Annotated in this window: 28 protein-coding genes; 6 read left to right on the forward strand and 22 right to left on the reverse strand. The window is 64.3% G+C overall.

Going from position 1 to position 23,029, the window contains the following annotated elements; genetic code table 11:
• Positions 1-201: 201 nt before the first annotated feature.
• From ACVOL0_RS15885 to ACVOL0_RS15960, 16 genes are all read right to left on the reverse strand, one after another.
• Complete coding sequence (locus tag ACVOL0_RS15885; RefSeq protein WP_481549904.1) at positions 202-939, reverse strand: hypothetical protein; 738 nt, start codon at positions 937-939, stop codon at positions 202-204.
• A gap of 77 nt (positions 940-1,016) precedes the next feature.
• Positions 1,017-1,280 carry a hypothetical protein gene (locus ACVOL0_RS15890; RefSeq protein ID WP_481549905.1) on the reverse strand — a complete coding sequence of 88 codons (264 nt, stop codon included), beginning with the start codon at positions 1,278-1,280 and terminating at the stop codon, positions 1,017-1,019.
• Between the two features lie 117 nt (positions 1,281-1,397).
• Entirely contained in the window at positions 1,398-2,759 is a 1,362-nt protein-coding gene (gene mgtE, locus ACVOL0_RS15895; RefSeq protein ID WP_282267877.1) for a magnesium transporter, read from the reverse strand.
• 118 nt (positions 2,760-2,877) lie between these two features.
• Positions 2,878-4,596: a phosphoenolpyruvate--protein phosphotransferase gene (ptsP, locus tag ACVOL0_RS15900; RefSeq protein WP_481549906.1), complete on the reverse strand. Its 1,719-nt coding sequence runs from the start codon at positions 4,594-4,596 to the stop codon at positions 2,878-2,880.
• A gap of 49 nt (positions 4,597-4,645) precedes the next feature.
• Positions 4,646-4,915 carry an HPr family phosphocarrier protein gene (locus ACVOL0_RS15905; protein ID WP_481549907.1) on the reverse strand — a complete coding sequence of 90 codons (270 nt, stop codon included), beginning with the start codon at positions 4,913-4,915 and terminating at the stop codon, positions 4,646-4,648.
• Entirely contained in the window at positions 4,908-5,300 is a 393-nt protein-coding gene (locus ACVOL0_RS15910) for a PTS sugar transporter subunit IIA (RefSeq protein ID WP_313170341.1), read from the reverse strand. The genes ACVOL0_RS15905 and ACVOL0_RS15910 overlap by 8 nt, the downstream gene beginning before the upstream one ends.
• A 97-nt stretch (positions 5,301-5,397) precedes the next feature.
• A complete protein-coding gene (rapZ, locus tag ACVOL0_RS15915) occupies positions 5,398-6,276 on the reverse strand; it encodes an RNase adapter RapZ (protein ID WP_481549908.1) in 879 nt (292 codons plus the stop codon).
• Complete coding sequence (hprK, locus tag ACVOL0_RS15920; RefSeq protein ID WP_313170345.1) at positions 6,273-7,223, reverse strand: HPr(Ser) kinase/phosphatase; 951 nt, start codon at positions 7,221-7,223, stop codon at positions 6,273-6,275. Before hprK ends, rapZ begins: the two co-directional genes overlap by 4 nt.
• A complete protein-coding gene (locus ACVOL0_RS15925) occupies positions 7,220-7,672 on the reverse strand; it encodes a PTS sugar transporter subunit IIA (protein WP_481549909.1) in 453 nt (150 codons plus the stop codon). The genes hprK and ACVOL0_RS15925 overlap by 4 nt, the downstream gene beginning before the upstream one ends.
• A gap of 25 nt (positions 7,673-7,697) precedes the next feature.
• A complete protein-coding gene (hpf, locus tag ACVOL0_RS15930) occupies positions 7,698-8,012 on the reverse strand; it encodes a ribosome hibernation-promoting factor, HPF/YfiA family (RefSeq protein ID WP_282267862.1) in 315 nt (104 codons plus the stop codon).
• 58 nt (positions 8,013-8,070) lie between these two features.
• Positions 8,071-9,501, reverse strand: a complete 1,431-nt coding sequence (locus tag ACVOL0_RS15935; RefSeq protein WP_481549910.1) for an RNA polymerase factor sigma-54 — start codon at positions 9,499-9,501, stop codon at positions 8,071-8,073.
• Between the two features lie 41 nt (positions 9,502-9,542).
• Positions 9,543-10,262 carry an LPS export ABC transporter ATP-binding protein gene (gene lptB, locus ACVOL0_RS15940; RefSeq protein WP_481549911.1) on the reverse strand — a complete coding sequence of 240 codons (720 nt, stop codon included), beginning with the start codon at positions 10,260-10,262 and terminating at the stop codon, positions 9,543-9,545.
• Complete coding sequence (gene lptA / locus ACVOL0_RS15945) at positions 10,262-10,789, reverse strand: lipopolysaccharide transport periplasmic protein LptA (RefSeq protein ID WP_481549912.1); 528 nt, start codon at positions 10,787-10,789, stop codon at positions 10,262-10,264. The genes lptB and lptA overlap by 1 nt, the downstream gene beginning before the upstream one ends.
• The gene (gene lptC / locus ACVOL0_RS15950; RefSeq protein ID WP_481549913.1) at positions 10,767-11,333 is read right to left on the reverse strand and encodes an LPS export ABC transporter periplasmic protein LptC; all 567 of its coding nucleotides are present in this window, start codon (positions 11,331-11,333) and stop codon (positions 10,767-10,769) included. Before lptC ends, lptA begins: the two co-directional genes overlap by 23 nt.
• Positions 11,333-11,878, reverse strand: coding sequence for a KdsC family phosphatase (locus ACVOL0_RS15955; RefSeq protein ID WP_481549914.1), 546 nt, complete (start codon positions 11,876-11,878; stop codon positions 11,333-11,335). Before ACVOL0_RS15955 ends, lptC begins: the two co-directional genes overlap by 1 nt.
• A gap of 62 nt (positions 11,879-11,940) precedes the next feature.
• Entirely contained in the window at positions 11,941-12,942 is a 1,002-nt protein-coding gene (locus ACVOL0_RS15960; RefSeq protein WP_481549915.1) for a KpsF/GutQ family sugar-phosphate isomerase, read from the reverse strand.
• Between the two features lie 52 nt (positions 12,943-12,994).
• Here ACVOL0_RS15960 and ACVOL0_RS15965 point away from each other — a divergent pair, with 52 nt between their 5' ends.
• Genes ACVOL0_RS15965 through ACVOL0_RS15975 form a run of 3 tightly spaced genes read left to right on the forward strand, consistent with a single transcriptional unit; the run spans position 12,995 to position 14,845 of the window.
• Positions 12,995-13,225, forward strand: coding sequence for a BolA family protein (locus ACVOL0_RS15965; RefSeq protein WP_481549916.1), 231 nt, complete (start codon positions 12,995-12,997; stop codon positions 13,223-13,225).
• Between the two features lie 40 nt (positions 13,226-13,265).
• The gene (gene murA / locus ACVOL0_RS15970; RefSeq protein ID WP_481549917.1) at positions 13,266-14,540 is read left to right on the forward strand and encodes a UDP-N-acetylglucosamine 1-carboxyvinyltransferase; all 1,275 of its coding nucleotides are present in this window, start codon (positions 13,266-13,268) and stop codon (positions 14,538-14,540) included.
• Positions 14,537-14,845, forward strand: coding sequence for an EF-hand domain-containing protein (locus ACVOL0_RS15975; RefSeq protein ID WP_481549918.1), 309 nt, complete (start codon positions 14,537-14,539; stop codon positions 14,843-14,845). The genes murA and ACVOL0_RS15975 overlap by 4 nt, the downstream gene beginning before the upstream one ends.
• A gap of 199 nt (positions 14,846-15,044) precedes the next feature.
• Here ACVOL0_RS15975 and ACVOL0_RS15980 read toward each other — a convergent pair whose 3' ends face one another.
• From ACVOL0_RS15980 to purM, 6 genes are all read right to left on the reverse strand, one after another.
• Positions 15,045-15,737, reverse strand: coding sequence for a DUF3108 domain-containing protein (locus tag ACVOL0_RS15980; protein WP_481549919.1), 693 nt, complete (start codon positions 15,735-15,737; stop codon positions 15,045-15,047).
• Positions 15,738-15,798: 61 nt separating this feature from the next.
• Positions 15,799-16,482, reverse strand: a complete 684-nt coding sequence (locus ACVOL0_RS15985) for a DUF3108 domain-containing protein (protein ID WP_481549920.1) — start codon at positions 16,480-16,482, stop codon at positions 15,799-15,801.
• Between the two features lie 2 nt (positions 16,483-16,484).
• Positions 16,485-17,279 carry a DUF3108 domain-containing protein gene (locus ACVOL0_RS15990; RefSeq protein WP_481549921.1) on the reverse strand — a complete coding sequence of 265 codons (795 nt, stop codon included), beginning with the start codon at positions 17,277-17,279 and terminating at the stop codon, positions 16,485-16,487.
• Between the two features lie 63 nt (positions 17,280-17,342).
• Positions 17,343-18,002 carry a phosphoribosylglycinamide formyltransferase gene (gene purN / locus ACVOL0_RS15995; RefSeq protein ID WP_481549922.1) on the reverse strand — a complete coding sequence of 220 codons (660 nt, stop codon included), beginning with the start codon at positions 18,000-18,002 and terminating at the stop codon, positions 17,343-17,345.
• A complete protein-coding gene (locus ACVOL0_RS16000) occupies positions 17,999-18,607 on the reverse strand; it encodes a DUF2238 domain-containing protein (RefSeq protein WP_481549923.1) in 609 nt (202 codons plus the stop codon). The genes purN and ACVOL0_RS16000 overlap by 4 nt, the downstream gene beginning before the upstream one ends.
• Before the next feature lie 12 nt (positions 18,608-18,619).
• A complete protein-coding gene (purM, locus tag ACVOL0_RS16005; RefSeq protein ID WP_481549924.1) occupies positions 18,620-19,678 on the reverse strand; it encodes a phosphoribosylformylglycinamidine cyclo-ligase in 1,059 nt (352 codons plus the stop codon).
• A 109-nt stretch (positions 19,679-19,787) separates the two neighbouring features.
• On the opposite strand from purM, the gene ACVOL0_RS16010 reads away from it, so the two are divergent.
• Genes ACVOL0_RS16010 through hda form a run of 3 tightly spaced genes read left to right on the forward strand, consistent with a single transcriptional unit; the run spans position 19,788 to position 22,782 of the window.
• A complete protein-coding gene (locus tag ACVOL0_RS16010) occupies positions 19,788-20,912 on the forward strand; it encodes a DUF2066 domain-containing protein (protein WP_481549925.1) in 1,125 nt (374 codons plus the stop codon).
• Positions 20,909-22,084, forward strand: coding sequence for an AI-2E family transporter (locus ACVOL0_RS16015; protein ID WP_481549926.1), 1,176 nt, complete (start codon positions 20,909-20,911; stop codon positions 22,082-22,084). The genes ACVOL0_RS16010 and ACVOL0_RS16015 overlap by 4 nt, the downstream gene beginning before the upstream one ends.
• Positions 22,081-22,782, forward strand: coding sequence for a DnaA regulatory inactivator Hda (gene hda, locus ACVOL0_RS16020; protein WP_296250981.1), 702 nt, complete (start codon positions 22,081-22,083; stop codon positions 22,780-22,782). The genes ACVOL0_RS16015 and hda overlap by 4 nt, the downstream gene beginning before the upstream one ends.
• The last annotated feature ends 247 nt before the right edge of the window (positions 22,783-23,029 follow it).

Here is a 23,029-nt window from a genome sequence, read left to right on the forward strand (position 1 = left end):
CAACAGCAGTTTGGGATGGCTGGTGAATTCCTACTGTAGAGCCCCGCCCAGCGCGGCGGGGGGGCGGCCCGGGAAGCCACAGACCCCCAAGGGGCGGCCCAAACCCCCCAACCCAGCGCCCCCGGCGGGGGGGGGGGCCGGGGGGGGGTTGTTTTTGGCCTCCCCCCCCCGCCGGCGGCCGCCCCGGCACTACCTGGGTGGCTATGGTTTTCCTGCCTGGCGCTTGCGTTGCTGGCGGATGTAGGTCATTTCGTTCTCGGCGACCTTATTGCCGGGTTCCAGTGTCAATGACTCTTCGTACGCTGTCTGGGCTGCGTCCAGGTCACCCAGTTCAATCAAGGCATAGCCGGTTCCGCGTAGTGCCAGCGCCTCGGCGTACGCTGCTTCAGGATGGCTGCGGGTCAATGCCAGCGCCTGCTGGTAACTGCTCAGCGCTGCCGACCAGTCTTTGCTCATGTTCAGCGCCGCGCCGCGTTCGGTCAGCGCTTCCGGCTCATAGGGCGCGGTTGCATGCGCCTTGTCCAACCACCGTATTGCCTGCGCCGCATCGCGCAGTTCCACGGCGATGTAGCCCAACTGGATGTAAACGTTGGCGCAGGCGCTGTCCAGCCAGTCGATGGGCTCGCCGTCGCCATGGTCGCGCAGGTAAAGCTCGTATTGCCGCTGGGTGCGGAAGCTCAGAGAACGCCGTCCAGGCGCTGCACGGTAAGCGTCACATTGTCGCGCGGCGTCGAGTAGCAGGGCTTTGGCCTGGGCATGCTCGCCTTTCACATTCAAGGTGCCGGCCTCCTGTACGGAAGCACGCAACTCCTTGCCCAGTGCTGGCTCACCGGGCTGCGAGTAGATCTGTGTGGTGCTGAGCGTGACCGGATCGACGGGTTCGTCGGCGAGTGCGTTGGCGCAGGCCAAAGCCAGGGCAAGACAAGGCAGATAACGCATACGTCCCCCGCGCAGCGATGTGGAGGCCAGCGTAGCCGGAGCCGCGGCGAATCGGTAGGGGGCTCCGCTGCAGGCGCTCAGCCGCGCGGTGCCATTGCCAGGATTGCCAGCTGCTGCTGGGCTTCTTCATTGCCAGCTGCGGCAGCGGCCTGCACCTGGGCCAGGTCCGGGTGTTGCACGACCAGCAGTGGGTACTCGCATTCGGGGCAGGCGTATTCGGTCTGCTCGTCGTGCAGCTCCATTTCCATCTGCCGTGAGCTGCCTTTCCATTCGCAGGCGGGGCAGTGATGCAGCTCTTCGCGCCAGCCGGTCTGGTAGTAGTCGTTGACGGTGATGGTCATGGGCAGGGCCTGGAACAAGGGCGGGCAAGTGTAGCCCGGGTAAGCGGAAGCGCACCCGGGAGTTCTTCGCGGAAAGCCCCGGGTGCGCTGGCGCTTACCCGGGCTACGGTTTCGCAATCAGTGCAGCAGCACCAGCGTGGCCAGGCCGAGGAAGGTGAAGAAACCCATCGAATCGGTGACTGCGGTCAGGAAGATGCCGCTGGCCAACGCCGGGTCGAACCCCAGACGTTTCAACGTCAACGGCACCAGCACGCCGGCGGATGCGGCAAACAGCAGGTTGAAGGTCAGTGCGATGGCGATCACCAGCGACAGCCCTGGCATGTGGAACCACGCCAATACGATCAGGCCGAGCACCGTGCCGAGTACCACGCCGTTGAGCAGGGCCACACGCAGTTCTTTCCACAGCAGAGTGCGGGCGTTGGAGGCGCCCACCTGGCCCAAGGCCAGGCCGCGGATCATCAGTGCCAACACCTGGGTGCCGGCATTGCCGCCCAAGCCGGCGACAATCGGCATCAGCACCGCCAGCGCCACCAGCTTGTCGATGGTGCCTTCGAAATGGCCGACCACGCTGGAGGCGAGGAAGGCGGTGCAAAGGTTCACCGACAGCCACATCAGGCGCCGGCGCATGGCGCGCCAGACCGGGCTGAACAGATCTTCGTCCTCGTCCAGACCGGCCGCACCCAAGGCCTGGTGATCAGCCTGGCCACGGATGATGTCGACCACGTCATCGATGGTGATGCGGCCGATCAGGATGTTGTTGTCGTCCACCACAGGTGCCGAGACCCAGTCATGGTCGGAGAATTGGCGGGCCACTTCGTCGGCACTTTCGCCCACGTCGATGGCCGGCTGTTCGTCGTCGATCAGTCGGTTGATCGGGGTGGTGTCCTCGTGGGTCACCAGCGAGGCCAGTGACAGTCGGCCCAGATACTGGTGGCGGCGACTGACCACGAACAGATGGTCGGTATGGTCGGGCAGCTCGCCACGCAGGCGCAGGTAGCGCAGCACCACGTCGACATTGACGTCGGCGCGCACGGTGACCACGTCCGGGTTCATCAAGCGGCCGGCGGTGTCTTCCGGATAGGACAGCACCTGCTCCAGCCGCTCGCGGTTCTCGCGGTCCATCGACTTGAGGACTTCGTCGATGACGGTGTCGGGCAGGTCCTCGACCAGATCGGCAAGGTCATCGATGTCCAGGTCTTCGACTGCGGCGATGATTTCGTCCGCGTCCATGTCCGCCAGCAGGCTTTCGCGCACGTCTTCACCGACATGCACCAATACCTCGCCGTCGTCCTCGGGATCGACCAGCCCCCACACAACCTCGCGCTTGCCCGGCGGCAGCGATTCCAGCAGGTTGCCGATCTCGGCCGGTGACAAGGTGTTGACCAAGCGACGCACCGGTCCCAACCGGCCGCTGTCCAATGCATCGGAAAGCAGGCGCAGCTGGCGTGCGGTCTTGTCGTGGCGTACGGCTTCGGCCATGCGCAGCTCCCGGTATGGTGATGGCCGCTGTCCGCGGCGGCTGGGCGCCAACGGCGGTGTTTAGCCCGCCATTATCACGTGCGATGCGCGGGCTTGCATATAACCGTTGCTCGCGGAATCAGTTTCCGGCGCTGCCGGTGATCCAGCGTTCGATGCCGCGTCGGTCGCGTGCAGCCAGCAAATGCGGGGCCTGCAGGCGCAGCTCGGCCAGGTTCACTTCGCGAATGGCACGCCTCACTTCCAGCAAAGTTGCCGGGTGCAGACTGAACTCGGTCAGTCCCAGGGCCAGCAGCAGGCCTGTCATGCGCGCGTCACCTGCCATTTCGCCGCAGACTGCCACCGGGGTTTCATGCCGCTGCGCGGTTTCGATCACCTGGTACAGCAACCGTAGTACCGCCGGATGCAGGGGCGAATACAGCTCGGCCACGGCGTCGTTGTTGCGGTCGGCGGCCAGCAGGTATTGGACCAGATCGTTGGTGCCGATCGACAGAAAGTCGACCTGGTCGATGAAGGTCTCCAGTGCGATCGCCGCTGCCGGTACTTCGATCATCGCCCCGACCGGGATGTTTTCGGCCACTTCGTGGCCGTCATTGCGCAGGATCGCGGCGAGCCGTGACAGCCGCCGCCGCACCGCCATGATTTCTTCACGCGTGGTCAGCATCGGCACCAGGATGCGTAGCGGGCCGTAGCCGGAGGCGCGCAGGATCGCCCGCAGCTGGGTGTCGGAGACTTTCGGGCGGGCCAATGACAGGCGTACGCCGCGCAGGCCCAGTGCCGGGTTCTCTTCGCTGCTGAGTACCAGCCCGGTGCGGTCCGCCTTGTCCGCGCCCAGGTCCAGGGTGCGGATGGTGACCGGGCGCCCGCTCATGCCCAGCACGGTGTCGCGGTAAACGTGGAACTGTTCTTCTTCATCAGGCAGCTGGTTGCGCTGCATGAACAGGAATTCGGTACGGTACAGGCCGAGGCCGCGGGCACCCAGCGCATGCGCCTGGGCCACGTCGTCATGCGATTCGGCATTGGCCAGCAGGGTGATTTCCGTGCCATCAAGGGTGCGGGTGGGTTTGGCCCGCAGGCGGCCGAGCTCGCGTTGTTCGCGGGCCAGTTCGCGTTGGCGCAGGCGGTACTGGCGCAGGTCGTCCGGGCCCGGATCAACCACGATCTCACCACTGCCGCCGTCCAGTATCAGCACGTCGCCGTCGCTGACCTTCTGCAGCACCGCACTGGCGGCCACCACCAGTGGCATATGCAGGCTGCGGGCGAGGATGGCGCTGTGTGAGAGCACGCTGCCGGCGCTGCTGACAATGCCGACCACACCCTGCGATTGCAGTTGCGCCAGCTCCGACGGAGCAACGTTCTCGCAGACCAGGATTTCGCCGGCCAGCCCCTTCATGGTGGTGTTACGTTTGTGCAGGAAGGACTGGATGCGGCCGATCACATGATCCAGGTCGTCCATCCGGCTTTTCAGGTAGGCATCTTCCATGCCTTCAAACACCTGGGCCAGGCGGTCACGCTGCACGCGCAGGGCATGGCTGGCGCTGTAACGCTTGCTGCGTACCAGCTCGTCCAGGCCGGTCAGCAGTTCGGGGTCGTCCAGCAGCATGGCATGCAGGTCGAGGAACTCGCCTACCTCGGCTGGCAATGCACCTTGCAGGCGCGTGCGCAACTCGCGCATTTCCTGGCGTGCGGCATCGGTGGCGCGGTGCAACCGTTCCAGTTCGTGTTCGACCGCAGCGGCCGCAACGCGCTTTTCACCAATGTCCTGTACGTGCGGCAGGCGCACGCGGGCACGGCCCAACGCGGTGCCACGGGAAGCGGGCAGACCCAGTAAACGGGTCACCGCTGCCGGCTCCACGCTAGGGCTGCACCAGCGGGCACGGCCTGCAACATCAATTGTCCTCGTCGAAACGGCGCTCGAACAGGGCGGTTACGGCGTCCAGTGCGGCAGCCTCGTCCTCGCCATCCACGCGCACCGTGACCGGTGTGCCTTGCGCGGCGGCCAGCAACATCACGCCCATGATGCTTTTGGCGTTGACCTCGCGGCCCTTGGCCACAAGGGTGGCATTGGAGCGGAAGCCGGACAGCACCTGCACCAGTTTGGCGGTAGCCCGGGCATGCAGCCCCAGCCGGTTGGAAACCATGAGTTCTTTTTCAAGCATCGTCGGTGATGACTCCGTTGCGAGCGCCCGCCGCCGCAGTGGCGGGCAGTTGGTCCAATCCCTGTTCCGGATAGTTCATTACCCGCAGCAACATCGCCAGACTCAATCCCGATACGCGCCGGGTGGGGGTGCCCAGTCGTGCCAGTTTGCCGGCAAGATTGCTCGGGCTGGCACCATACAGATCGGTCAGTATCAACACGCCGCCTTCACCTTCCACCCGCCGCATCGCCGCCGAAGCGGCAGGCAGCAGGGCATCCAGGTCGGCGTCGAACGGCACTTCGAACGCTTCTGTTTTCAGCGGCAATTGCCGCAACAAGGCAGTCGTCACTTCCAGCAGGGAAGTGCCGACACCGGTATGAGTAACTAGGAGAATGCCGCAGGTCATGCCTGAACGTTAACAGGTCAGGGCAAGTCCGCGATAGCGCTTAAAACTGTCTTCTGTGTGCCATTCAGGGCATGCGCGGTGTTGGCACGCGCGCCTTTCAATCCTGCTCGCGGTGGAAGGTGGCCACGTCCTGCCAACCTTGGTCCCGGGCATGCCTGGCCAGCCGTTCGGCCAGATAGACCGAGCGGTGCTTGCCGCCGGTGCAACCAAAGGCCACGGTGACATAGCTGCGGGTCTCGCTGCCCAGCTTGGGCAGCCAGGTGTCGAGCAGTTCCTGCAGTTGGCTGACGTAGCGCACCACGTCGGGCTGGGCATCCAGATAGTCGCGCACTTCACGGTCACGCCCGGTCAATGAGCGCAGTTCCGGGTCCCAATGTGGATTGGGCAGCACCCGTGCATCGAATACGAAGTCGGCCTCGGCCGGCACGCCGCGCTTGTAGGCGAAGGATTCGAACAGCAGCGACAGTTTGCTTTCGTGGCTGAGTGCGAATTCGGTGATTACCCGACGGCGCAGTTGATGCACGTTGAGGCGGGTGGTATCGATGATGGCATCGGCTTCGCGACGCAGCGGCGCGGTCAGCTCGCGCTCGCGCGCAATCGCTTCCGGCAGCGACAGGCCCATATGGCTCAGCGGATGGCGGCGACGGGTATCGGCATAGCGGGCGAGCAAGGTGTCGTCGTCGGCTTCGAAGAACAGCAGGCGTGCCTCGATGCCGTAGTCCAGCGCGGTTTTGCGCCAGGCTGCAAGCTGGCTGAGATCGCTGCGGCCGCGTACATCGATGCCGACCACCAGCCGCTGCGGGCGATTCTCATCGCGCTCGCCGAGCACGCCACGCACGAACTCCGGCAGCAGGTTTACCGGGATATTGTCCGAGCAGTAGTAGTCGAGGTCTTCAAAGGTCTTCAAGGCCACCGACTTACCCGAGCCGGACAAGCCACTGACGATGATCAGTACCGATGCAGGATGTGCACTCATGGACTGCGTTGCTCCAACAGGTTGCTATGGCGGGCGATGAACATTGCCGCCGGGTCGATGCCCTTGGTGCGCAGGATATGCAGGCGGGTGGCAGCCTCGGTCAGCACGGCGAGGTTGCGTCCCGGCATCACTGGCAGGGTGATCAAGGGTACATCCAGATCCAGCACGTGACGCTTGCCGGAATCGCCAGTCAGGCGCTCATAGCCATAGCTGCTGGGTTCGGTCATCGGCTTGGTCAGGTGGACGATGAGGCGAAGGTACTTGTTCTTCTTTACAGACGTGTCACCAAACATCTGACGGACATTCAGCACGCCCAGGCCGCGCACCTCCAGCAGGTCCTGCAGCAGCTCCGGGCAGGTGCCATCGAGCACGTCCGGGGCGATCTGGGTGAATTCGGGGGCATCGTCGGCAACCAGGCGGTGGCCGCGCGACAGCAGTTCCAGTGCCAGCTCGCTCTTGCCTGAACCTGCCTCACCGGTGATCAGCACGCCGATGGAGTAGATTTCCATGAATACGCCATGCAGGATCACCCGCGGCGCCAGCGTGCGGGCCAGGTGGTAGCTGAGGTGGTTGAGCAGCTCATGGCCACGGCGCGGCGACACCCACAACGGGGTCTGCGATTCATCGGCGGCCGAGCGCAGGTCTTCCGGGCAGCCGTGGCTCTTGGTGATCACCAGCGCCAGTGGCCGCGCCTGGATGATGCGCTCGATCACTTCCCAGCGCTGGCGGGCATCCAGCGAATCCAGCCAGGTCAGTTCCTCGGTGCCGAGGATCTGCACTTTGTTGGGATAGATGGTGTTGAGGTAGCCGGCCAGCGAAGGCCGCCGCGAGACGGTATTGCCCGCCTCCAGCTCACGTTGCGCACCGGCATGGCCGGCGACCCAGCGCAGGTCGAGCTTCTCGCGTTGCTGGTCGAACAGTTCCTGGGCGGTGATGCTGGTATTCATCCGCTACGCGCCTGCTGCGGGTTGATGATGATGTCTTTGAGGGCCTGTGCATCGGGGGCGACGCGCAGCGCCTGACGGATGTCGGGGTCGGAGAAGATCTCTGCCAGCTCCGACAACAGCATCAGGTGTTGGTGGGTGTAGTGCGCGGGTACGGCCATCGCGAAGACCAGATCGACCGGTTCGTCGCCGCCGAAATCAACGGGTTGCTGCAGCCGTAGCAGGGCGCCGCGTGGGGCCTGCAAGGTATCCGAACGCCCGTGGGGGATGGCGATGCCGTGGCCAATGGCGGTGCTGCCGACGTTCTCACGTTCGCGCAGGCTTGAAAACAGGCTGTCCGCGCCGGCCTCACGGCAGGCAAGCAGGCGGGAGGCGGCAATCAGGGTGCTGTCTCGATCAGCGGCCGCGAGTACCTGGGTACTCACGGCCGCCATCAGGTCGGTCAACGGCATGTTGGCTTACGGCTGGGTATAAAGATCAGCCATTGTCGCGCAGAGCATGCGATGCGTGGGGAAGATGCTTTTCCTTGTGCTTGATGACCAGTCGGTCGAGCTTGTCGGCCAAGACGTCGATGGCTGCGTACATGGTGGGTTCGGCAGCATCGGCGTGCAGGGTGCGCCCGGGTAGATTCACCGTGGCGACGACGAGGTAGTCAGGCTTGCGGGTGGACAACTGGACGCGGACTTCGCAGTGCTGGTCGAAGTGCCGACCCAGCCGTTCCAGCTTTGTTTCCACGTACTCCTTCAGGGCAGGCGTGACTTCAACTTGCTGGCCATACGTCTCGATACGCATCGGATTCCTCCTGTGGTTCGGGGTTGCCTAATGAACCCTGCGCTGCTCAACGAATGCTTCAGGCGATGCGGACGCGTTCGTGAGAGGCACAGATGTTCATGGCCTCACGATACTTCGCAACGGTGCGGCGCGCCACCGGTATGCCACTTGTTTTGAGCATCTCAGCCAGCTTGGCGTCAGAAAGCGGTTTGCGCGGGTTTTCCGCATCGATCAGATTGCGGATCATCGACTGGATGGCGGTGCTCGATGCCTCGCCACCGCCCTCGGTATCAATGCCCGAGGCGAAGAAGGCGCGCAGCGGCAGGGTGCCACGCGGGGTGCGCACGTACTTGCGGGCGATGGCGCGCGAAATGGTGGATTCGTGCAGGTCCAGTTCGCTGGCGATTTCACGCAGCGTTAGCGGGCGCAGTGCCTGTTCGCCGAATTCCAGGAAGCCGGCCTGGTGATGCAGCAGGCTGTTGACCACACGCAACAGGGTTTCGCCGCGTGCCTGCAGGCTTTTCAGCAACCAGCGTGCTTCCTGCAGCTGCGCGCGCAGATAGCTGGCATCGGCATCGCCACAGCGACGGATCAGTTGTTCGTAGCTTTGATTGATGACCACCTTGGGGCCCGCGTGCCCAGCCAGTGCGCTGCGCCAGATGCCACGTTGGCGCCAGACCACGCAATCGGGCACCACATAGGTGTCCGAGGTCATCTGTCCCAGTTGCTTGCCCGGGCGTGGATCGAGCGAGCGCAGCAGCTGCACGGCTTCTTCCACGTCGGCGACAGGCTGCTTGAGTTCCTGTGCAATGCCGCTGATGCCGGCGCGCGGCAGGCGCTCCAGCGGACCATCGGCGATGCGCCGGGCCAGGGTAAGCGCAGGGGTTTGGCAGGGCAGTACGTCCAGCTGCAGGCCCAGGCACTCACCCAGGCTGCGTGCGCCAACCCCGGCCGGGTCAAAGCGCTGGATCTGGCGTAGTACCGCCACGATCTCGTCTTCGTCGGCGTGGATTTCAGGTAGCAGGGTCTGCGCGATGGCTGACAGGGGTTCGCGCAGATAGCCGTCTTCATCCAAGGCGTCGATCAAGGCCACGCCGATGGCGCGATCACATGGCCCCAGGTGGGTCAGGTGCAGTTGCCACAACAGGTGATCGGCGAGGGTGTCGCCATCTTCGGCCTGTTCGCGTTCGTCGCCTTCGTCGCCATCGAAGGAGCCGGAACGAGCACTGCTCCAGTCCTCATCGCCGCCATCCCAGTCTTCGCCATCGGCGTTGATCTCGCCCTGTGCGGGATCGATGGGGGCATCATCGTTGGCGCTGCTTGCGGGAGCGTCGTCGCCGTCAGTGCCTTCGGAATTCTCGGCCCATTCCAGCAATGGATTGGTTTCCACCGCCTCGGTCAGTTCAAGTTCGAGCTCGGTGCTGGACATCTGCAGAAGACGGATGGCCTGACGCAACTGCGGCGTCATGACCAGGTTCTGTCCCATCGATGTCTGCAGCCGAGCTTTCATGCCTGATCCGTTCGGGAAGGGGCCCGACGTGGCGCTGCGACTCAGAGGGTGAAAGCGTCCCCGAGATAGACACGGCGCACGTCGGTATTGGCCAGCAGATCTTCCGGTGCCCCCTGCGCCAGTACGCTGCCTTCAGCGAGGATATACGCCCGGTCGCAGATTCCCAAGGTTTCGCGCACATTGTGATCGGTGATCAACACACCAATGCCACGTTGCTTGAGGTGGGTCACGATGCGCTGGATCTCGCCAACCGAGATCGGGTCGACGCCGGCAAACGGTTCGTCGAGCAGGATCAGGCGCGGCCTCGCGGCCAACGCGCGGGCGATTTCGCAGCGGCGGCGTTCGCCGCCGGAGAGGCTGGCACCGGTCTGGTCAGCCACATGGCTGATCTGCAGTTCGTCCAGCAGTGAGGACAGTTCGCGCTCGCGGCCTGCGTTGTCCAGGTCTTCGCGCAACTCCAGCACCAGGCGGATGTTGTCGGCCACGCTGAGCTTGCGGAACACCGAAGGTTCCTGCGGCAGGTAGCCGACACCGAGCTTGGCGCGCTCGTACATCGGCTCGGAGGTGATGTCCTTGCCATCGAGCACGATGCTGCCGGCATCGGCGGCGACCAGGCCGACGATCATGTAGAAGCAGGTGGTCTTGCCGGCACCGTTGGGACCGAGCACGCCGACCACTTCGCCGGCATCCAGGGTCAGCCCGAAGTCCTTGACGACTTCGCGGTTCTTGTAGCGCTTGCGCAGGCCTTGGGCAACGAGCATTACTTGGCCTCTCCCGCCGCTGCCGGCGCCTTGTTCTTGGGCTGGATCACGGTGCGCACGCGGGTGCCGTCGCCACCGCTCTGCATCGCGCCGCTGCGGGTGTTGTAGACCATGCGCTGGCCGGCATTGGTGCCGCGCTCGGACTCAACCTTGTAGTTGCCGGTCAGGATGATGACTTCGCTGTTGATGTTGTAGTCCATGTTGTCGGCACGGGCGTTCATCCAGGTGTTGTCATCCATCTGCTGCTTCAGCGTGGCTTGCTTGCCGGTGAGGATCACGCGCTCGGTTTCGCCGTTCTTGCGGATCACATCGGCGGTATCGGCATGGATCTCCATCGAGCCCTGGGTAATGATCACGTTGCCGCTGAACTGGCACTTGCCGTTGTCGCTGAAGTTGCAGTCATTGTTGTTGGAATCGATGGTCATCGGCTGGTTGCGATCCGATGCCTTGGACCACGCCAGGCCGGGTGCGAGCAGGGCGGCGAGCAGCGTGATCGACGCGAGCTTAGCGGGCAGCTTTGGGTTCATAGCGGGTCTTGACCTGGGAAAGGAGTGAATACTGCTGGGATTTGAGGTTGGCACGGAAGCCGACACCGGTCTGCGACAGGCCCGGTCGGGTCAGCGTCACTTGTCCATCGGTGCGCGCGAGATTCTGCTCGGCGAACACATCCAACGCGTCGGTACGGAACGTGGTTGGCGGGGTCTTGCCATCGGCGGGGCTGTCGCCAGCAACGCTGCCACGCAGGCGCAGTTCCTCACCCTTGGGGCTGACCCAGCCGGTATCGGCGCTCAGCCGCCAATGTTGCCCGGCCGCGTCGGGCAACAGGAACAGTGGCTTGGTTATGGTGGACGTCTGGTCGGCACGAATGCGCACCATTGACGGTGCACGCAGGGTCATCGATTCCTTGCCTTGTTTGTCCAGGGCGACGATCTCGAAGTCGGTCAGGGTGAAGTCGGTGCTGCCTGCTTCAATAGCGGTAGGCGCCGTGTTGGCGCGGTTGCGCCAAGCCGACCAGCCGCTGAGCAGGGCGGCCAGCAATAGGCCAAGACCAAGAACCGAACGCCAGGTCATCAGGAGAACCTCGCCAGGACTGCATCCAGCTTGCCCTGCGCGGCCAGCAACACGTCACATAGTTCGCGCGCTGCGCCACGCCCGCCTTGGGCGCGGGTCTGCCAATGCACGCGCTCGGCGATCCAGGGATGCGCATCGGCCGGGGCCACTGCAAGGCCGACCGCGCCCAGCGGCGCGAGGTCGGGCAGGTCGTCGCCCATGAAGGCGACCTGGTCCAGGCCGATGCCATGTTGCTCGCACAATGCACGCACGCTGGCGAGCTTGTCGCCGACTGCGATCTGGGTGTCGATGCCCAGATCGGCACCGCGCCGCTGCGCCGAGAGGCTGTTGCGGGCGGTGATCAGCACCGGATGGATGCCGTGCTGCTGCAGCAGCTTCAGGCCCAGACCGTCCTGCACGTAATACGCCTTGCTTTCGTTGCCGGCGTGGTCGTAGAACAGGCGGCCGTCGGTCAGGGTGCCGTCCACGTCAAAGCAGGCCAGGCGGATGCTGCTGGCGGTGGCGTGCAGATTGGCGGGGAAAAGCGCTAGCGGCGAGTAAGGCATTGGCAGGCAGTATCCGTTGCGGCAGGTCGGGTGTTGGTCCGAGGTCGTTGATTGTGCGGGGTTTAGACGACTTTTGCCCGCAACAGGTCATGAATGTTCAGGGCGCCGACGGGGTGATTGTCGCCATCTACCACGATCAAGCCATTGATCTTGTGGGTTTCCAGCAGTCGCGCGGCTTCTGCGGCCAGTTGGTCGGCACCGATGGTGCGCGGGTTGCGGGTCATCACCTGGGCGATGCTGGCGGTGCGCACGTCCAGATCGGTGTCCAGCGCGCGGCGCAGGTCGCCGTCGGTGAACAGGCCGACCAGCCTGCCCTGGGCATCGACCACGGCGGTCATGCCCAGTCGCTTGCGGCTCATTTCCATCAAGGCCTGGCTGAGGCTGGCGTCATCACTGACGCAGGGCAGGTCGTCGCCGGCATGCATCACATCGGTGATATGCAGCAGCAGGCGCCGGCCCAGGCTGCCGGCCGGGTGTGAGCGGGCAAAGTCGTCGGCGGTGAAGCCGCGCGCGTCCAGCAGGGCCACCGCCAGCGCATCGCCCATCGCCAGCGAGGCGGTGGTGCTGGAGGTCGGGGCCAGGGCCAGCGGACAGGCTTCGTGATCCACGTTGACGTCCAGATGCACGTCGGCAGCCAAGGCCAGGCTCGACTGCGGCCGGCCGGTCATGGAAATCAACGGATTGCCCTGACGCTTGAAGACCGGCAGCAGGGTCAGTACTTCGTCCGATTCGCCGGAATAGGAAAGCGCCAATACCACGTCATCTTCGGTGATCATGCCCAGATCGCCGTGCCCAGCTTCGCCCGGGTGCACATAGAACGAGGGCGTGCCGGTCGAGGCCAGGGTGGCGGCGATCTTGCGCGCGATATGCCCGGACTTGCCCATGCCGGTGGTGACAACGCGGCCGCGCGAGGCCAGTACCAGCCTGCAGGCGGCGGCGAATGCCGCGCCGATGCGACCGCCTACCCGGTCCAGTTCGTCGCGCTCGATCTCGAACACGCGGTGACCACTGGCCACCAGATCGGCGTCGCGCAATGTAGCCAGGGAAAGCGGGGAAGCAGCCATACGGATGCCACTCGGAGAGTAGAATGGGGGTTCATTTTATTAGGAAAGCGCTTTGGACGCCGAGACCATCCGAAATCTGATCGAAGCCGGCCTGCCGGGCGCCCGCGCCGACGTGCAGGGCGAGGACGGGGTGCACTTCGAGGCCACGGTGGTCTGTGAGGCATTTGCCGGCAAGATGCCGTTGGCGCGCCACCGCATGGTGTATGCGACGCTGGGTGACTTGATGGGCGGTGCGATCCATGCGCTGGCACTGAAAACCATTACCCCGGGTGAAGCCGGCTGAGCCGGCGCACTCTCTATCTCCTTATACCGGCCTTAAATCCATGGCAAAAATCGTAGTCACCGGCGGCAATGCGCTGAACGGTGAGGTTCATATCTCCGGCGCCAAGAACGCCGTCCTGCCAATCCTGTGCGCCACCTTGCTGGCCGATGCGCCGGTGGAAATCACCAACGTGCCGCATCTGCACGACGTGATCACCACCGTGAAGCTGCTCGGTGAGCTGGGTGCCAAGGTCACCATCGACCAAGGCACGTTGTCGCGCGGCAGCGCGGTGGTGGTGGATCCGCGCACCGTCAATCAACACGTGGCACCGTATGAGCTGGTCAAGACCATGCGCGCCTCGATCCTGGTGCTGGGTCCGTTGCTGGCCAAGTTCGGCAAGGCCGAAGTGTCGCTGCCGGGCGGTTGCGCCATCGGCTCGCGCCCGGTTGACCAGCACATCAAGGGCCTGCAGGCGCTGGGCGCGGAGATCACCGTCGAGAACGGCTTCATCAAGGCCCACGTCGACGGGCGCCTGAAGGGCGGTCGCTATACCTTCGACATGGTCAGCGTCACCGGCACCGAGAACGTGCTGATGGCTGCCGTGCTGGCCGAAGGCACCACGGTGCTGGAGAACGCCGCGATGGAGCCCGAAGTGGCCGATCTGGCGCATTGCCTGATCGCACTGGGCGCGAAGATTGAAGGCATCGGCACCGCGCGCCTGGTTGTGGAAGGCGTCGAGCGCCTGCACGGGGGCCGCCACGCAGTGTTGCCCGATCGCATCGAGACCGGCACTTTCCTGGTGGCGGCGGCGATGAGCGGTGGTCGTGTCACGGTGCGCAATGCGCGCCCGGACACGATGGACGCAGTGCTGCACAAGCTGACCGAAGCCGGTGCTGAAATCAGCACCACCGAGGACAGCATCACCCTGGACATGCACGGCAAGCGGCCCAAGGCGGTGAACATCACCACCGCACCGCACCCGGCATTCCCGACCGACATGCAGGCACAGTTCATGGCCATGAACTGTGTGGCCGAGGGTGTAGGCGTGATCAAGGAAACCATCTTTGAAAACCGCTTCATGCATGTCAACGAGCTGCTGCGCCTGGGCGCCGACATCCAGATCGAAGGCCATACCGCGATCATCCGTGGTGTTGAAAGGCTCAGCGGCGCGCCGGTGATGGCGACCGATCTGCGCGCCTCGGCCTGTTTGATCCTGGCCGGTCTGGTGGCTGCTGACGAGACCAGCATCGACCGCATCTACCACCTTGACCGTGGCTACGAAAACATTGAGGAAAAGCTCAGTGGGCTCGGTGCCAACGTGCGGCGGATCGCATGATCCTCAAGGGCCGGTTCACCCCGCGTCGCAAGGCCCTGCTGGCCTTGGTGCTGCTGGCCCTGGCCTGGTTGGGCTGGGGTTGGTACAGCGGCGTGGCCATTACCCAGGGCGTTGAAAAGGAACAGATGGACTGGAATGGCGATGGCCAGGTCAGTCGCGACGAGTTCCTGCAGGCCTTCTATGCGGTGCAGGTGAAGGACAGCGAAGAAGGTGATCGCCATTGCCGCAGCTTCATCTGGCGCAAAAGTGGCGAAGAGTTTCGTCGCGATTGCCGCACGGTGTTCAAGAAAGACGCCTCCAAGTAACGGATCAGCGCTGCAGCATTGCGGCGCCTCTTGCTACCAGCGAGCAAGCCCGGGCAAGTGCGGCGTACCAGGGTTGATGTGGCTCAGGCGAGGCGAGTTCCCCGCTTGAGCCCTGCCGTTACCTGTTGCAACGGTTGCCCAGGCCCCGGGTTGACTGTCGCTTGCCCGGGCAACGCCTGGCTGTTGTTGCGCGCTGCGCTCAGCGCGACCAGGAATTCATCTGCAGGCTGATCGTGGTGGCGCCGTTCTCGCGCTGGACCATGCGCACCGGTGCCGGAATTCCGGCCACGATCCAGGCGATCGTCTGCTTTTCAGCGCCGCCCTGGGCAACCTTGGTGGCGTCGTAGTTGCGGCCACCGATGGTGACCTGCTCGCGGCCGATCACCCGGTAGTTCATCGGCCGCGCACGCCCGTTTTCGACCATGCGATAGGACAGGGGGCGCCCGGCGGGCACGTCGCGTGCCAATGCCAGGTTGATCAGCAGGGCGTCCATGTCGCCATTCTGCAGGGCCACCGGGCCGGCGCGGGTGGGTTTGACGTCGCCGCTCCATCGCGCCTGGCCGGCGGCCCAGTTGTAGCTGGTAATGACGCCGCGCTGGACCGAGGCATAACTGGTCCGGTCGCTGCCGCCCAGTGGCCGGTACTGTGTTCCCATGTCTTGGAACACAGTGGCCTGGCTCAGCTTGGCGAGCATGTGATCCAAGGTGAGCAGGTACATCCAGGAACCATTGCGGGCCGGGGTAACGGTCATTCGCGCGGTTGCGCTGAGACCCTTGTAGCTGGCGGTGTAGCGGCCATCGAAACGCTGTACGGCGGCATCCGCTGTGGGGGCCAGGGATACAAACAGGGCAGCTGCAAGCGGGAGCAGGGCGAATTTACGAACTTGGGTCACTGTGGCTCATCCATGAAAACGCCCGGCATCAGGCCGGGCGCGTCGGAGTAGGGTTGGTTGGTCAGTTGATCGAGCGGATGGTCAGGTCCAGTGCGTCCTGGCCGTTCTCGCGTTGCAGCAGGCGTGCCGGTACCGGCATGCCGGGGACGATCCAGGCGATCTGTTCCTTGTTGCCGTCCACGCGCGACACCTTGGTGGCTTCCTGCTGCTTGCCGCCGATGGTCAGGTTCTCCTTGCCTATCACCCGGTAGGTCATGGGCTTGATGCGGCCATCGTCAACCATGCGATAGGTCAGTGGCTTGCCAGCGGTGACATCGCGGGCAATGGCCAGATTGATCAGCAGTGCATCCATGTCGCCACTCTGCAGGCGGATCGGCCCGCTGCGCTCGGGCTTCACGTCGCCGGTCCAGGTGGCCTGGCCGCTGGTCCAGTCATAGCGTGCATCCACCTGCTTGCGCTTGATCAGTACCACCGAGCGATCATGGCTGCTGAGCGGACGCAGTTTGCCGCCCTGTTCGTCGAACACGGTGGCCTGGCTCAGTTCCGCCATCGGGTTCTTGATCTGCAGGCTGTAGCGCCATTGGTTGTTGCCGGCAGGAGTTACCGACATCACGCCATTGGCCTGCATGCCCATGTAGCTGGCCTGGTAATTGGCGGTGAATGGCTCGAATGCCAACGCCGGCAGGCTGGCCGCGACCAGGGCGGCGGCAACGAGGTAACGCAGGGGGCGGTGGGAAAGCTTCATGCTCAGGCTCCTTGGTATTCGATCAAGCGCAGGTCGATTTCGTCCTGCCCATCTTTGCGTTGCAGAATGCGAACCGGGGTGGGTACGCCGTTGGCAATCCACAGGATGGTTTCATCATTGCCGCCGTTGGTGCGGTAAACCCGCAAGGCGTCATAGCTGAGATCACCCACCTGCACGTTTTCAGTGGTGTCGGCGGCGCGGTATTCGTACTGGCGCACCCGGCCGACATCGACGAAACGGTACTGCAGCGCCTGTCCGGGCCGTGCATCGCGCATCAGCGACAGGTTCAGCACCAGGGCGCTCTGGTCGCCGCGCTGCAGGGTGATGGGGCGTTGCCGTTCGTCCTTCAGGTCACCCTGCCATTGTGCGGTACCGGCCTGCCAGTTGTAGACGCCGGTCACTTTCTTGCTCATGAACAGGGCTTTTTTGACCGTGCTCTGGCTCAGCGGCGTGTAGACGCTGCCTTCGTTGTTGAACACGTTGCTCTGTTCGATGTTCAGCCCGAGGATGCTGGCAAAGCCGCGCTTGCCGCGCACGGCCATGTCCACCCGCCACTGGCTGTCGTTGTTGTGGACCACGCGCATGGTGGCATCACCGGCTTCCTTGCCCTTGTAGAACGCCTGGTAGGTAGCGACGAAGGGCTCCAGTGCCGGTGGGGTCCACTCCAATGCCGGCGGTGCCAAGGTAACCGGTGCCTGCGCCGGAGCAGCCGCAGCTGAGGGCGTTTGCTGGGCGTGGCTGACGGCCGATACCAGCAGTGCGGTCAAAACCAATGGTTTGAAATGCGCTATGGCCATGTGAGGACGAGGGCAGGGATAAGGGGAGATCTTGCCAAACCACACATCAGCAGCCTGTGTGGATCAGCGGCGGAGGGTTCCGGCGGAATCTAGGCGCAATGGACTAAACACAGACTGACCGTCGTAGTGGACCGCTCCGTCCTGTTCAGCAAGTCGGCCGGCGACCAGCAACTGTACGCTGGCCAGCAGTAGCGGATGTTCGACCGCCAGCACGCGTTTTGCCAGGTTTTCAGCGGTGTCGTCGTTCAGTACCGGGACCCGTGCCTGGGCGATGACCGCGCCGGCATCCAGTTCCGGTACGACGAAATGCACGCTGGCACCGTGCTCGGCATCGCCGGCCTCGATGGCGCGGGCATGGGTGTGCAGCCCCTTGTGCAAAGGCAGCAGCGAAGGGTGGATGTTCACCAGGCGGCCGCTGAAGCGCTGCACGAAGCCCGCGCCGAGGATGCGCATATAGCCGGCGCAGATGATCCAGTCCGGTTGGCTTGCGGCCACCGCGTCGGCAAGCGCGGCATCAAACGCCTCGCGGTCAGCGTAATCCCTGGGTGAGCGCGCCCAGCGCAGCGCCGGCGGCACTTTGTCCAATGCGGCGGCGCCGGGCTTGTCGGAGAACACGCCGACGATCTGCGCATCCAGCTGAGCGGCGGCTATCGCCTCCTGCAGGCATTGCAGGTTGCTGCCGCGCCCGGAGGCAAGCACGGCGAGACGGGGCAGGGGGCTCATGCGTGCGATTTCCGCAGCAACGGCCATACCGCCAGGCTGCCGAGGGTGGCCAGCAACATGTCCGCGTGCGCATCCCAAATGTCGCCCTGCTGGCCGTTATAGGCCTCGGCGGCTTCAGGCGATAGCGCCAGGGCGATGCCCCATTCCAGCCATTCGTAGGCCAGGCTGGTACACATGACGGTCATCACCGCCAGCGTGAAGGCCTGACCAAGGCGCAGCGCCGGCCAGCCATGGCGGGCCAGTTGGGTCAGTGCCGGGGTGAAACAGATGCCGTACAGCAGGTGGATCAGCCGGTCGAAATGATTGCGCTCCCAGCCGAAGGCGGCGTTCGGCGACCAGCCAAACAGGGCCTGCGCCCATTGTTCATAGGGAATGTTGGAGTACAGCCAGCGGGCGCCAATGCTGTGCAGGAGGATGAAGCCACAGATCGCTGCGAAGGCGCCGCTGCCCAAGGGCCAGCGGCGGTCCACCCACCACAGCGCCAGCAGGCCGAGTACGGTCAGCGAGCTGTGCAGGGCCTGTTCCACAGGCCATAGCGGTTTGATCCAGGTAAGCGCGAAAACAACAAGCGCGCCGATGAAGGCGGCCTTCTTGGCGGCTGTCATGTAGGCGTTGGCTCAGCCGATGTGGACGCGTTCAGCGCCGTTATCAGCCACCACTTCACCAATCTGCCAATGCGCCAGCTCCAGCGTATCCAGTGTGGCGTTGATGGCGGCGACCTGGTTGGCCGGTACCAGCAGCACGAAACCGATGCCGCAGTTGAAGGTGCGCCACATCTCGCTGTCGGCCACATTGCCTTCGCGCTGCAGCCACTGGAACACCGGCGGCAGCGGCCAGCTGCTGGCGTCGATGGTCAGGCCCAGGCCTTCCGGCACCACGCGGATGATGTTTTCGGTCAGGCCACCGCCGGTGACATGGGCCATGCCGTGCACGGCTGCGCCATGGGTCTTGAGCAGCGACAGGATCGGCTTGACGTACAGGCGGGTCGGCGCCATCAGCGCATCGACCAGTTTGACGCCGTTTTCCAACACCAGCTCGGCCGGGCTGCCGGCACGTTCATAGATGCGGCGCACCAGCGAATAACCGTTGGAGTGCGGGCCGGAGGAGGCAATGCCGATCAGCACGTCGCCGAGGGCAACGGCCGCGCCGTCCTTCAGTTCACTCTTTTCGACACCGGCGACGGTGAAGCCGGCCAGGTCGTACTCGCCCGGGGCGTACATGTCGGGCATTTCGGCGGTTTCGCCGCCGATCAGCGCGCAACCGGCCTCGGTGCAGCCATTGGCAATGCCGCCGACCACGGCCGCAGCGGTGTCGATGTCCAGCTTGCCGGTGGCGAAATAATCCAGGAAGAACAAGGGCTCAGCGCCCTGTACCAGCACGTCGTTGACGCACATGGCGACCAGGTCGATGCCGATCGTGTCGTGGCGGCCGAGCTGTTGTGCCAGCTTCAGCTTGGTGCCGACGCCGTCGGTACCGGACACCAGTACCGGCTCGCGGTACTTGTTGGAGAGGTCGAACAGGGCACCAAAGCCACCCAGTCCGCCCATCACCTCCGGGCGGAAGCTGCGCTTTACCAGCGGCTTGATACGCTCTACCAGTTCGTTGCCCGCGTCGATGTCGACACCGGCGTCACGGTAGGTCAGGGGAGAGTTGGCAGAGGTCGAGGGGCTGGTCACTGGCGGCTGCACTGGCGGGGTGAACGGTCGATTTTAACAGGCCACGTTGGCGTGAAGGCCCCATTCGGGCAACAATTCCCTCCGGAATCGTCGAGCAATGGAAATTTCAATGCGCCGCAGCCTGGTCACAATCCTGTTTCTGGCGCTCTGCCTGCCTGTTTCACTGGTGCAGGCGCAGTCGTCCGGCATGCGTACCGAAGGGGACGTGGCTGGCGCCAGCAGTGCCTATGAGGCCGAGGTGCCGGTCAACAGCCAAAGCGAGGCCGATCGCAACGGCGGACTGGCGCGCGCGCTGGGCGCAGTGCTGGCCAAGCTGTCCGGCGACCGCAGTGCACTGGCGCGACCAGGCGTTGCGCAGGCCCTGCGCAGCGCCAAGGACATGGTCGAAAGTTATGACTACCGGCAGGACCAAAGCGTCAGCGCCAGTGGCGCGCCGAGCTTCCGCACCATGTTGGTGGCACGCTTCCGCCAGGATGACGTCGACGGGCTGGTGGCGGCGCTGGGCTTGCCGGTGTGGCCGCAGCCGCGCCCCAAGCCGGTGGTCTGGCTGGCCATTGATGATGGCAGCGGCCCACGTCTGGTCGGTGTGCCGCAGTCCAATGCGGCGCGGCCATTGCTGGACCGCGCGGTTGAACGTGGCTTCAAGCTCGGTCTGCCCGCGGGCGGCGCGGCCGAGCAGGCGCTGGTTGGGGCGATCTGGCGTCAGGATACCGCTGCGGTAGCGCGGGCATCGTCACGCTATTCGCCGCCGATGCAGCTGATCGGCAAGTTGTACCGTGGCAAGGGCGGTGGCTGGGTTGCCGACTGGGTGTTTGTCGACAACGGGCGTGAGCTGTCCAAATGGACCAGCAACGACGCCGACGCGCGGCGCGCAATGATGGCCGGTGCCGATGGCGCCGCTGATGCGCTGGTGCGGCGTTATGCCAAGGCTCCGGTCGGTGGTGCTCCTGGCATTTACCGGATCGTGGTCAGCGGCATCCGCAGCGCGGATGACTATCTGCGCCTGGCGGCCACCTTGCAGAGCGTGGCGGTGGTGAAGGCGATCACGCCAATCCAGGCCTCTGGCGACCGCCTGGAACTGGATGTCGAGTTGATGAGCGGTCTGCCCGGCTTCAACCGCATGCTGGGGCGCGATGCCGCCTTGCAGCCGGTGGGCGCGGTGGACGAAGGTGATGCGGACGCATCGACGGATCAGAACAGCGGCAGCCGCCGCGCGGAGTACCGCATTCGATGAGTACTGATACAGCGGAAATGGAAATCGCGCTGTTCCTGCGCCGGCTCAAGTGGGTGGTGTTGAGCGCCTTCGGGCTGTGGGTGATGTGGCTGCTGGCACCGGTGCTGACCCCGTTCGTGGTCGCCTTGATGCTGGCGTGGCTGGGCGACCCGCTGGTTGACCGGCTGGAAGCCCGGGGCCGCTCGCGCAACACCGCGGTGGTGCTGGTATTCGTGTTGATGATTCTGCTGCTGGCCTTGGCGTTGCTGATCCTGGTGCCCTTGATCCAACGCCAGATCATTACCCTGGTTGCTGCCCTGCCCCAAGGACAGGACTGGCTGATGAACACCGCGATCCCGTGGCTCGAGCAGAAAACCGGCCTGGAAATCATGGCCTGGCTCGACCCCGGCCGTCTTTTCGAGTGGGTGCGCAGCCATTGGCAGCAGGCTGGCGGGGTTGCGACCACCTTCTTTGGCTACGTGTCGCGCTCGGGTTTTGCGATGGTGGCCTGGGTGATCAACCTGGCCTTGTTGCCGATCCTGGCCTATTACTTCCTGCGCGACTGGGACAAGTTGGTCGAGCGGGTTGCATCGATGATCCCGCGTAACCATATCGAAGTGGTTACGCGTCTGGCGCGTGAGTCCAATGACGTGCTGGGTGCCTTCATCCGCGGCCAGATCGTGGTGATGATTGCCTTGGGTGTGGTGTACGCGGCAGGGTTGAGCCTGGTCGGTTTGAACCTGGGCCTGTTGATCGGCCTGATTGCCGGCTTGATCAGCTTCATCCCCTATCTGGGGGCGACCACCGGTGTGGTGATGGCAGTGCTGGCGGCACTGGTGCAGTCGCAGGGTGTTGACCTGCAGTTGCTGGTGTTGGTGGGCGTGGTCTTCACTGTCGGCCAGTTGCTGGAAAGCTATGTGCTGACGCCGCGCATCGTCGGTGACAAAATTGGCCTGCACCCGGTCGCGGTTATTTTTGCGGTGATGGCAGGTGGCCAGTTGTTTGGCTTCCTGGGAATGCTGTTGGCCTTGCCAGCGGCGGCGGTGATCAACGTCCTGTTGCGCTATGCGCACCAGCGTTATCGCCAAAGTGAGTTGTATGCCGGCCATGGGCCGACGATTGTGTTGGACCCGCGCAGCATTCAGGTGCCGGCGGATCTGAGCATCGTGTCGAAGGATGTAGAACCTAAGTGAGTGTGCCGCAGTTACCGCTGGCCTTGCGTTACCCGCCAGACCAGCGCTTTGAAACGTTCATCGGTGCGCCGGAAGGTGCGCTGCCGCAGTTGCGCGCCGTTGCCAATGGCAGCAGCCAGGATTGGATCTATCTGGTGGGTGCCGGTGCTACCGGCAAGACGCACCTGGCCTTGGCCACCTGCGCCGCTGCATTGCAGGCCGGGCGCCGACCGGCCTACCTGCCATTGCAGGCCGCAGGCACGCGCCTGCAGGACGCCTTGGAAGCGCTGGAGGGGCACGACGTACTGGCGCTGGATGGGCTGGAATATGTTGCCGGCCGGCGCGAGCAGGAAATCACCCTGTTCGAGTTCCACAACCGCGCGCGCGCTGCCGATGTGACCGTGATCTATACCTCGCGGCTGCCGCCGGATGGATTGGGGTTGGTGTTGCCGGACCTGCGCTCACGTCTGTCGCAGTGCAGCCGCATCACCCTGGAGCCGCTGGATGCCGAAGGCCGTGGCGCAGTGCTGCGCGAACGTTCGGTGCGGCGTGGGTTGGTGATGGATGAGGCGACGCTGGACTGGTTGCTGACCCGCACCGGCCGTGACCTGAGCGGACTGGTGACCTTGCTGGAGCGGCTGGACCGCGAATCGCTGGCGGCAAAGAAGCGGATCACCGTGCCGTTCCTGAAGCGGGTGCTGGAGAACGGGCCGGGCTGATCGGCATTCTGATTTTTGTGGGAGCGGCGTGAGCCGCGAAGCAGATGTCTTGTCTGCAAGAAAAATGCCTGCGATTGCAGGCATTTTTGTATCTGACACCTCAGTTGCTTCGCGGTTCATACCGCTCCCACAAACGGTTGGCTGACGCGGCTTTTGTAGGAGCGGCGTAAGCCGCGAAGCAAGTGAAGACTCAGATACACAGATGCCTGCAATTGCAGGCATCTTCGTTTACGGACGCGACACCGGC

Source organism: Stenotrophomonas sp. STEN021 (assembly GCF_056760175.1).

Coding starts and splice junctions, on each gene's coding strand:
- ACVOL0_RS15885 (WP_481549904.1), bottom strand. CDS start 939: ATGCGTTATCTGCCTTGTCTTGCCCTGGCTTTGGCCTGCGCCAACGCA.
- ACVOL0_RS15890 (WP_481549905.1), bottom strand. CDS start 1,280: ATGACCATCACCGTCAACGACTACTACCAGACCGGCTGGCGCGAAGAG.
- mgtE (WP_282267877.1), bottom strand. CDS start 2,759: ATGGCCGAAGCCGTACGCCACGACAAGACCGCACGCCAGCTGCGCCTG.
- ACVOL0_RS15905 (WP_481549907.1), bottom strand. CDS start 4,915: ATGCTTGAAAAAGAACTCATGGTTTCCAACCGGCTGGGGCTGCATGCC.
- ACVOL0_RS15910 (WP_313170341.1), bottom strand. CDS start 5,300: ATGACCTGCGGCATTCTCCTAGTTACTCATACCGGTGTCGGCACTTCC.
- rapZ (WP_481549908.1), bottom strand. CDS start 6,276: ATGAGTGCACATCCTGCATCGGTACTGATCATCGTCAGTGGCTTGTCC.
- hprK (WP_313170345.1), bottom strand. CDS start 7,223: ATGAATACCAGCATCACCGCCCAGGAACTGTTCGACCAGCAACGCGAG.
- ACVOL0_RS15925 (WP_481549909.1), bottom strand. CDS start 7,672: ATGCCGTTGACCGACCTGATGGCGGCCGTGAGTACCCAGGTACTCGCG.
- hpf (WP_282267862.1), bottom strand. CDS start 8,012: ATGCGTATCGAGACGTATGGCCAGCAAGTTGAAGTCACGCCTGCCCTG.
- ACVOL0_RS15935 (WP_481549910.1), bottom strand. CDS start 9,501: ATGAAAGCTCGGCTGCAGACATCGATGGGACAGAACCTGGTCATGACG.
- lptB (WP_481549911.1), bottom strand. CDS start 10,262: ATGCTCGTTGCCCAAGGCCTGCGCAAGCGCTACAAGAACCGCGAAGTC.
- lptA (WP_481549912.1), bottom strand. CDS start 10,789: ATGAACCCAAAGCTGCCCGCTAAGCTCGCGTCGATCACGCTGCTCGCC.
- lptC (WP_481549913.1), bottom strand. CDS start 11,333: ATGACCTGGCGTTCGGTTCTTGGTCTTGGCCTATTGCTGGCCGCCCTG.
- ACVOL0_RS15955 (WP_481549914.1), bottom strand. CDS start 11,878: ATGCCTTACTCGCCGCTAGCGCTTTTCCCCGCCAATCTGCACGCCACC.
- ACVOL0_RS15960 (WP_481549915.1), bottom strand. CDS start 12,942: ATGGCTGCTTCCCCGCTTTCCCTGGCTACATTGCGCGACGCCGATCTG.
- murA (WP_481549917.1), top strand. CDS start 13,266: ATGGCAAAAATCGTAGTCACCGGCGGCAATGCGCTGAACGGTGAGGTT.
- ACVOL0_RS15975 (WP_481549918.1), top strand. CDS start 14,537: ATGATCCTCAAGGGCCGGTTCACCCCGCGTCGCAAGGCCCTGCTGGCC.
- ACVOL0_RS15985 (WP_481549920.1), bottom strand. CDS start 16,482: ATGAAGCTTTCCCACCGCCCCCTGCGTTACCTCGTTGCCGCCGCCCTG.
- ACVOL0_RS15990 (WP_481549921.1), bottom strand. CDS start 17,279: ATGGCCATAGCGCATTTCAAACCATTGGTTTTGACCGCACTGCTGGTA.
- purN (WP_481549922.1), bottom strand. CDS start 18,002: ATGAGCCCCCTGCCCCGTCTCGCCGTGCTTGCCTCCGGGCGCGGCAGC.
- ACVOL0_RS16000 (WP_481549923.1), bottom strand. CDS start 18,607: ATGACAGCCGCCAAGAAGGCCGCCTTCATCGGCGCGCTTGTTGTTTTC.
- ACVOL0_RS16010 (WP_481549925.1), top strand. CDS start 19,788: ATGCGCCGCAGCCTGGTCACAATCCTGTTTCTGGCGCTCTGCCTGCCT.
- ACVOL0_RS16015 (WP_481549926.1), top strand. CDS start 20,909: ATGAGTACTGATACAGCGGAAATGGAAATCGCGCTGTTCCTGCGCCGG.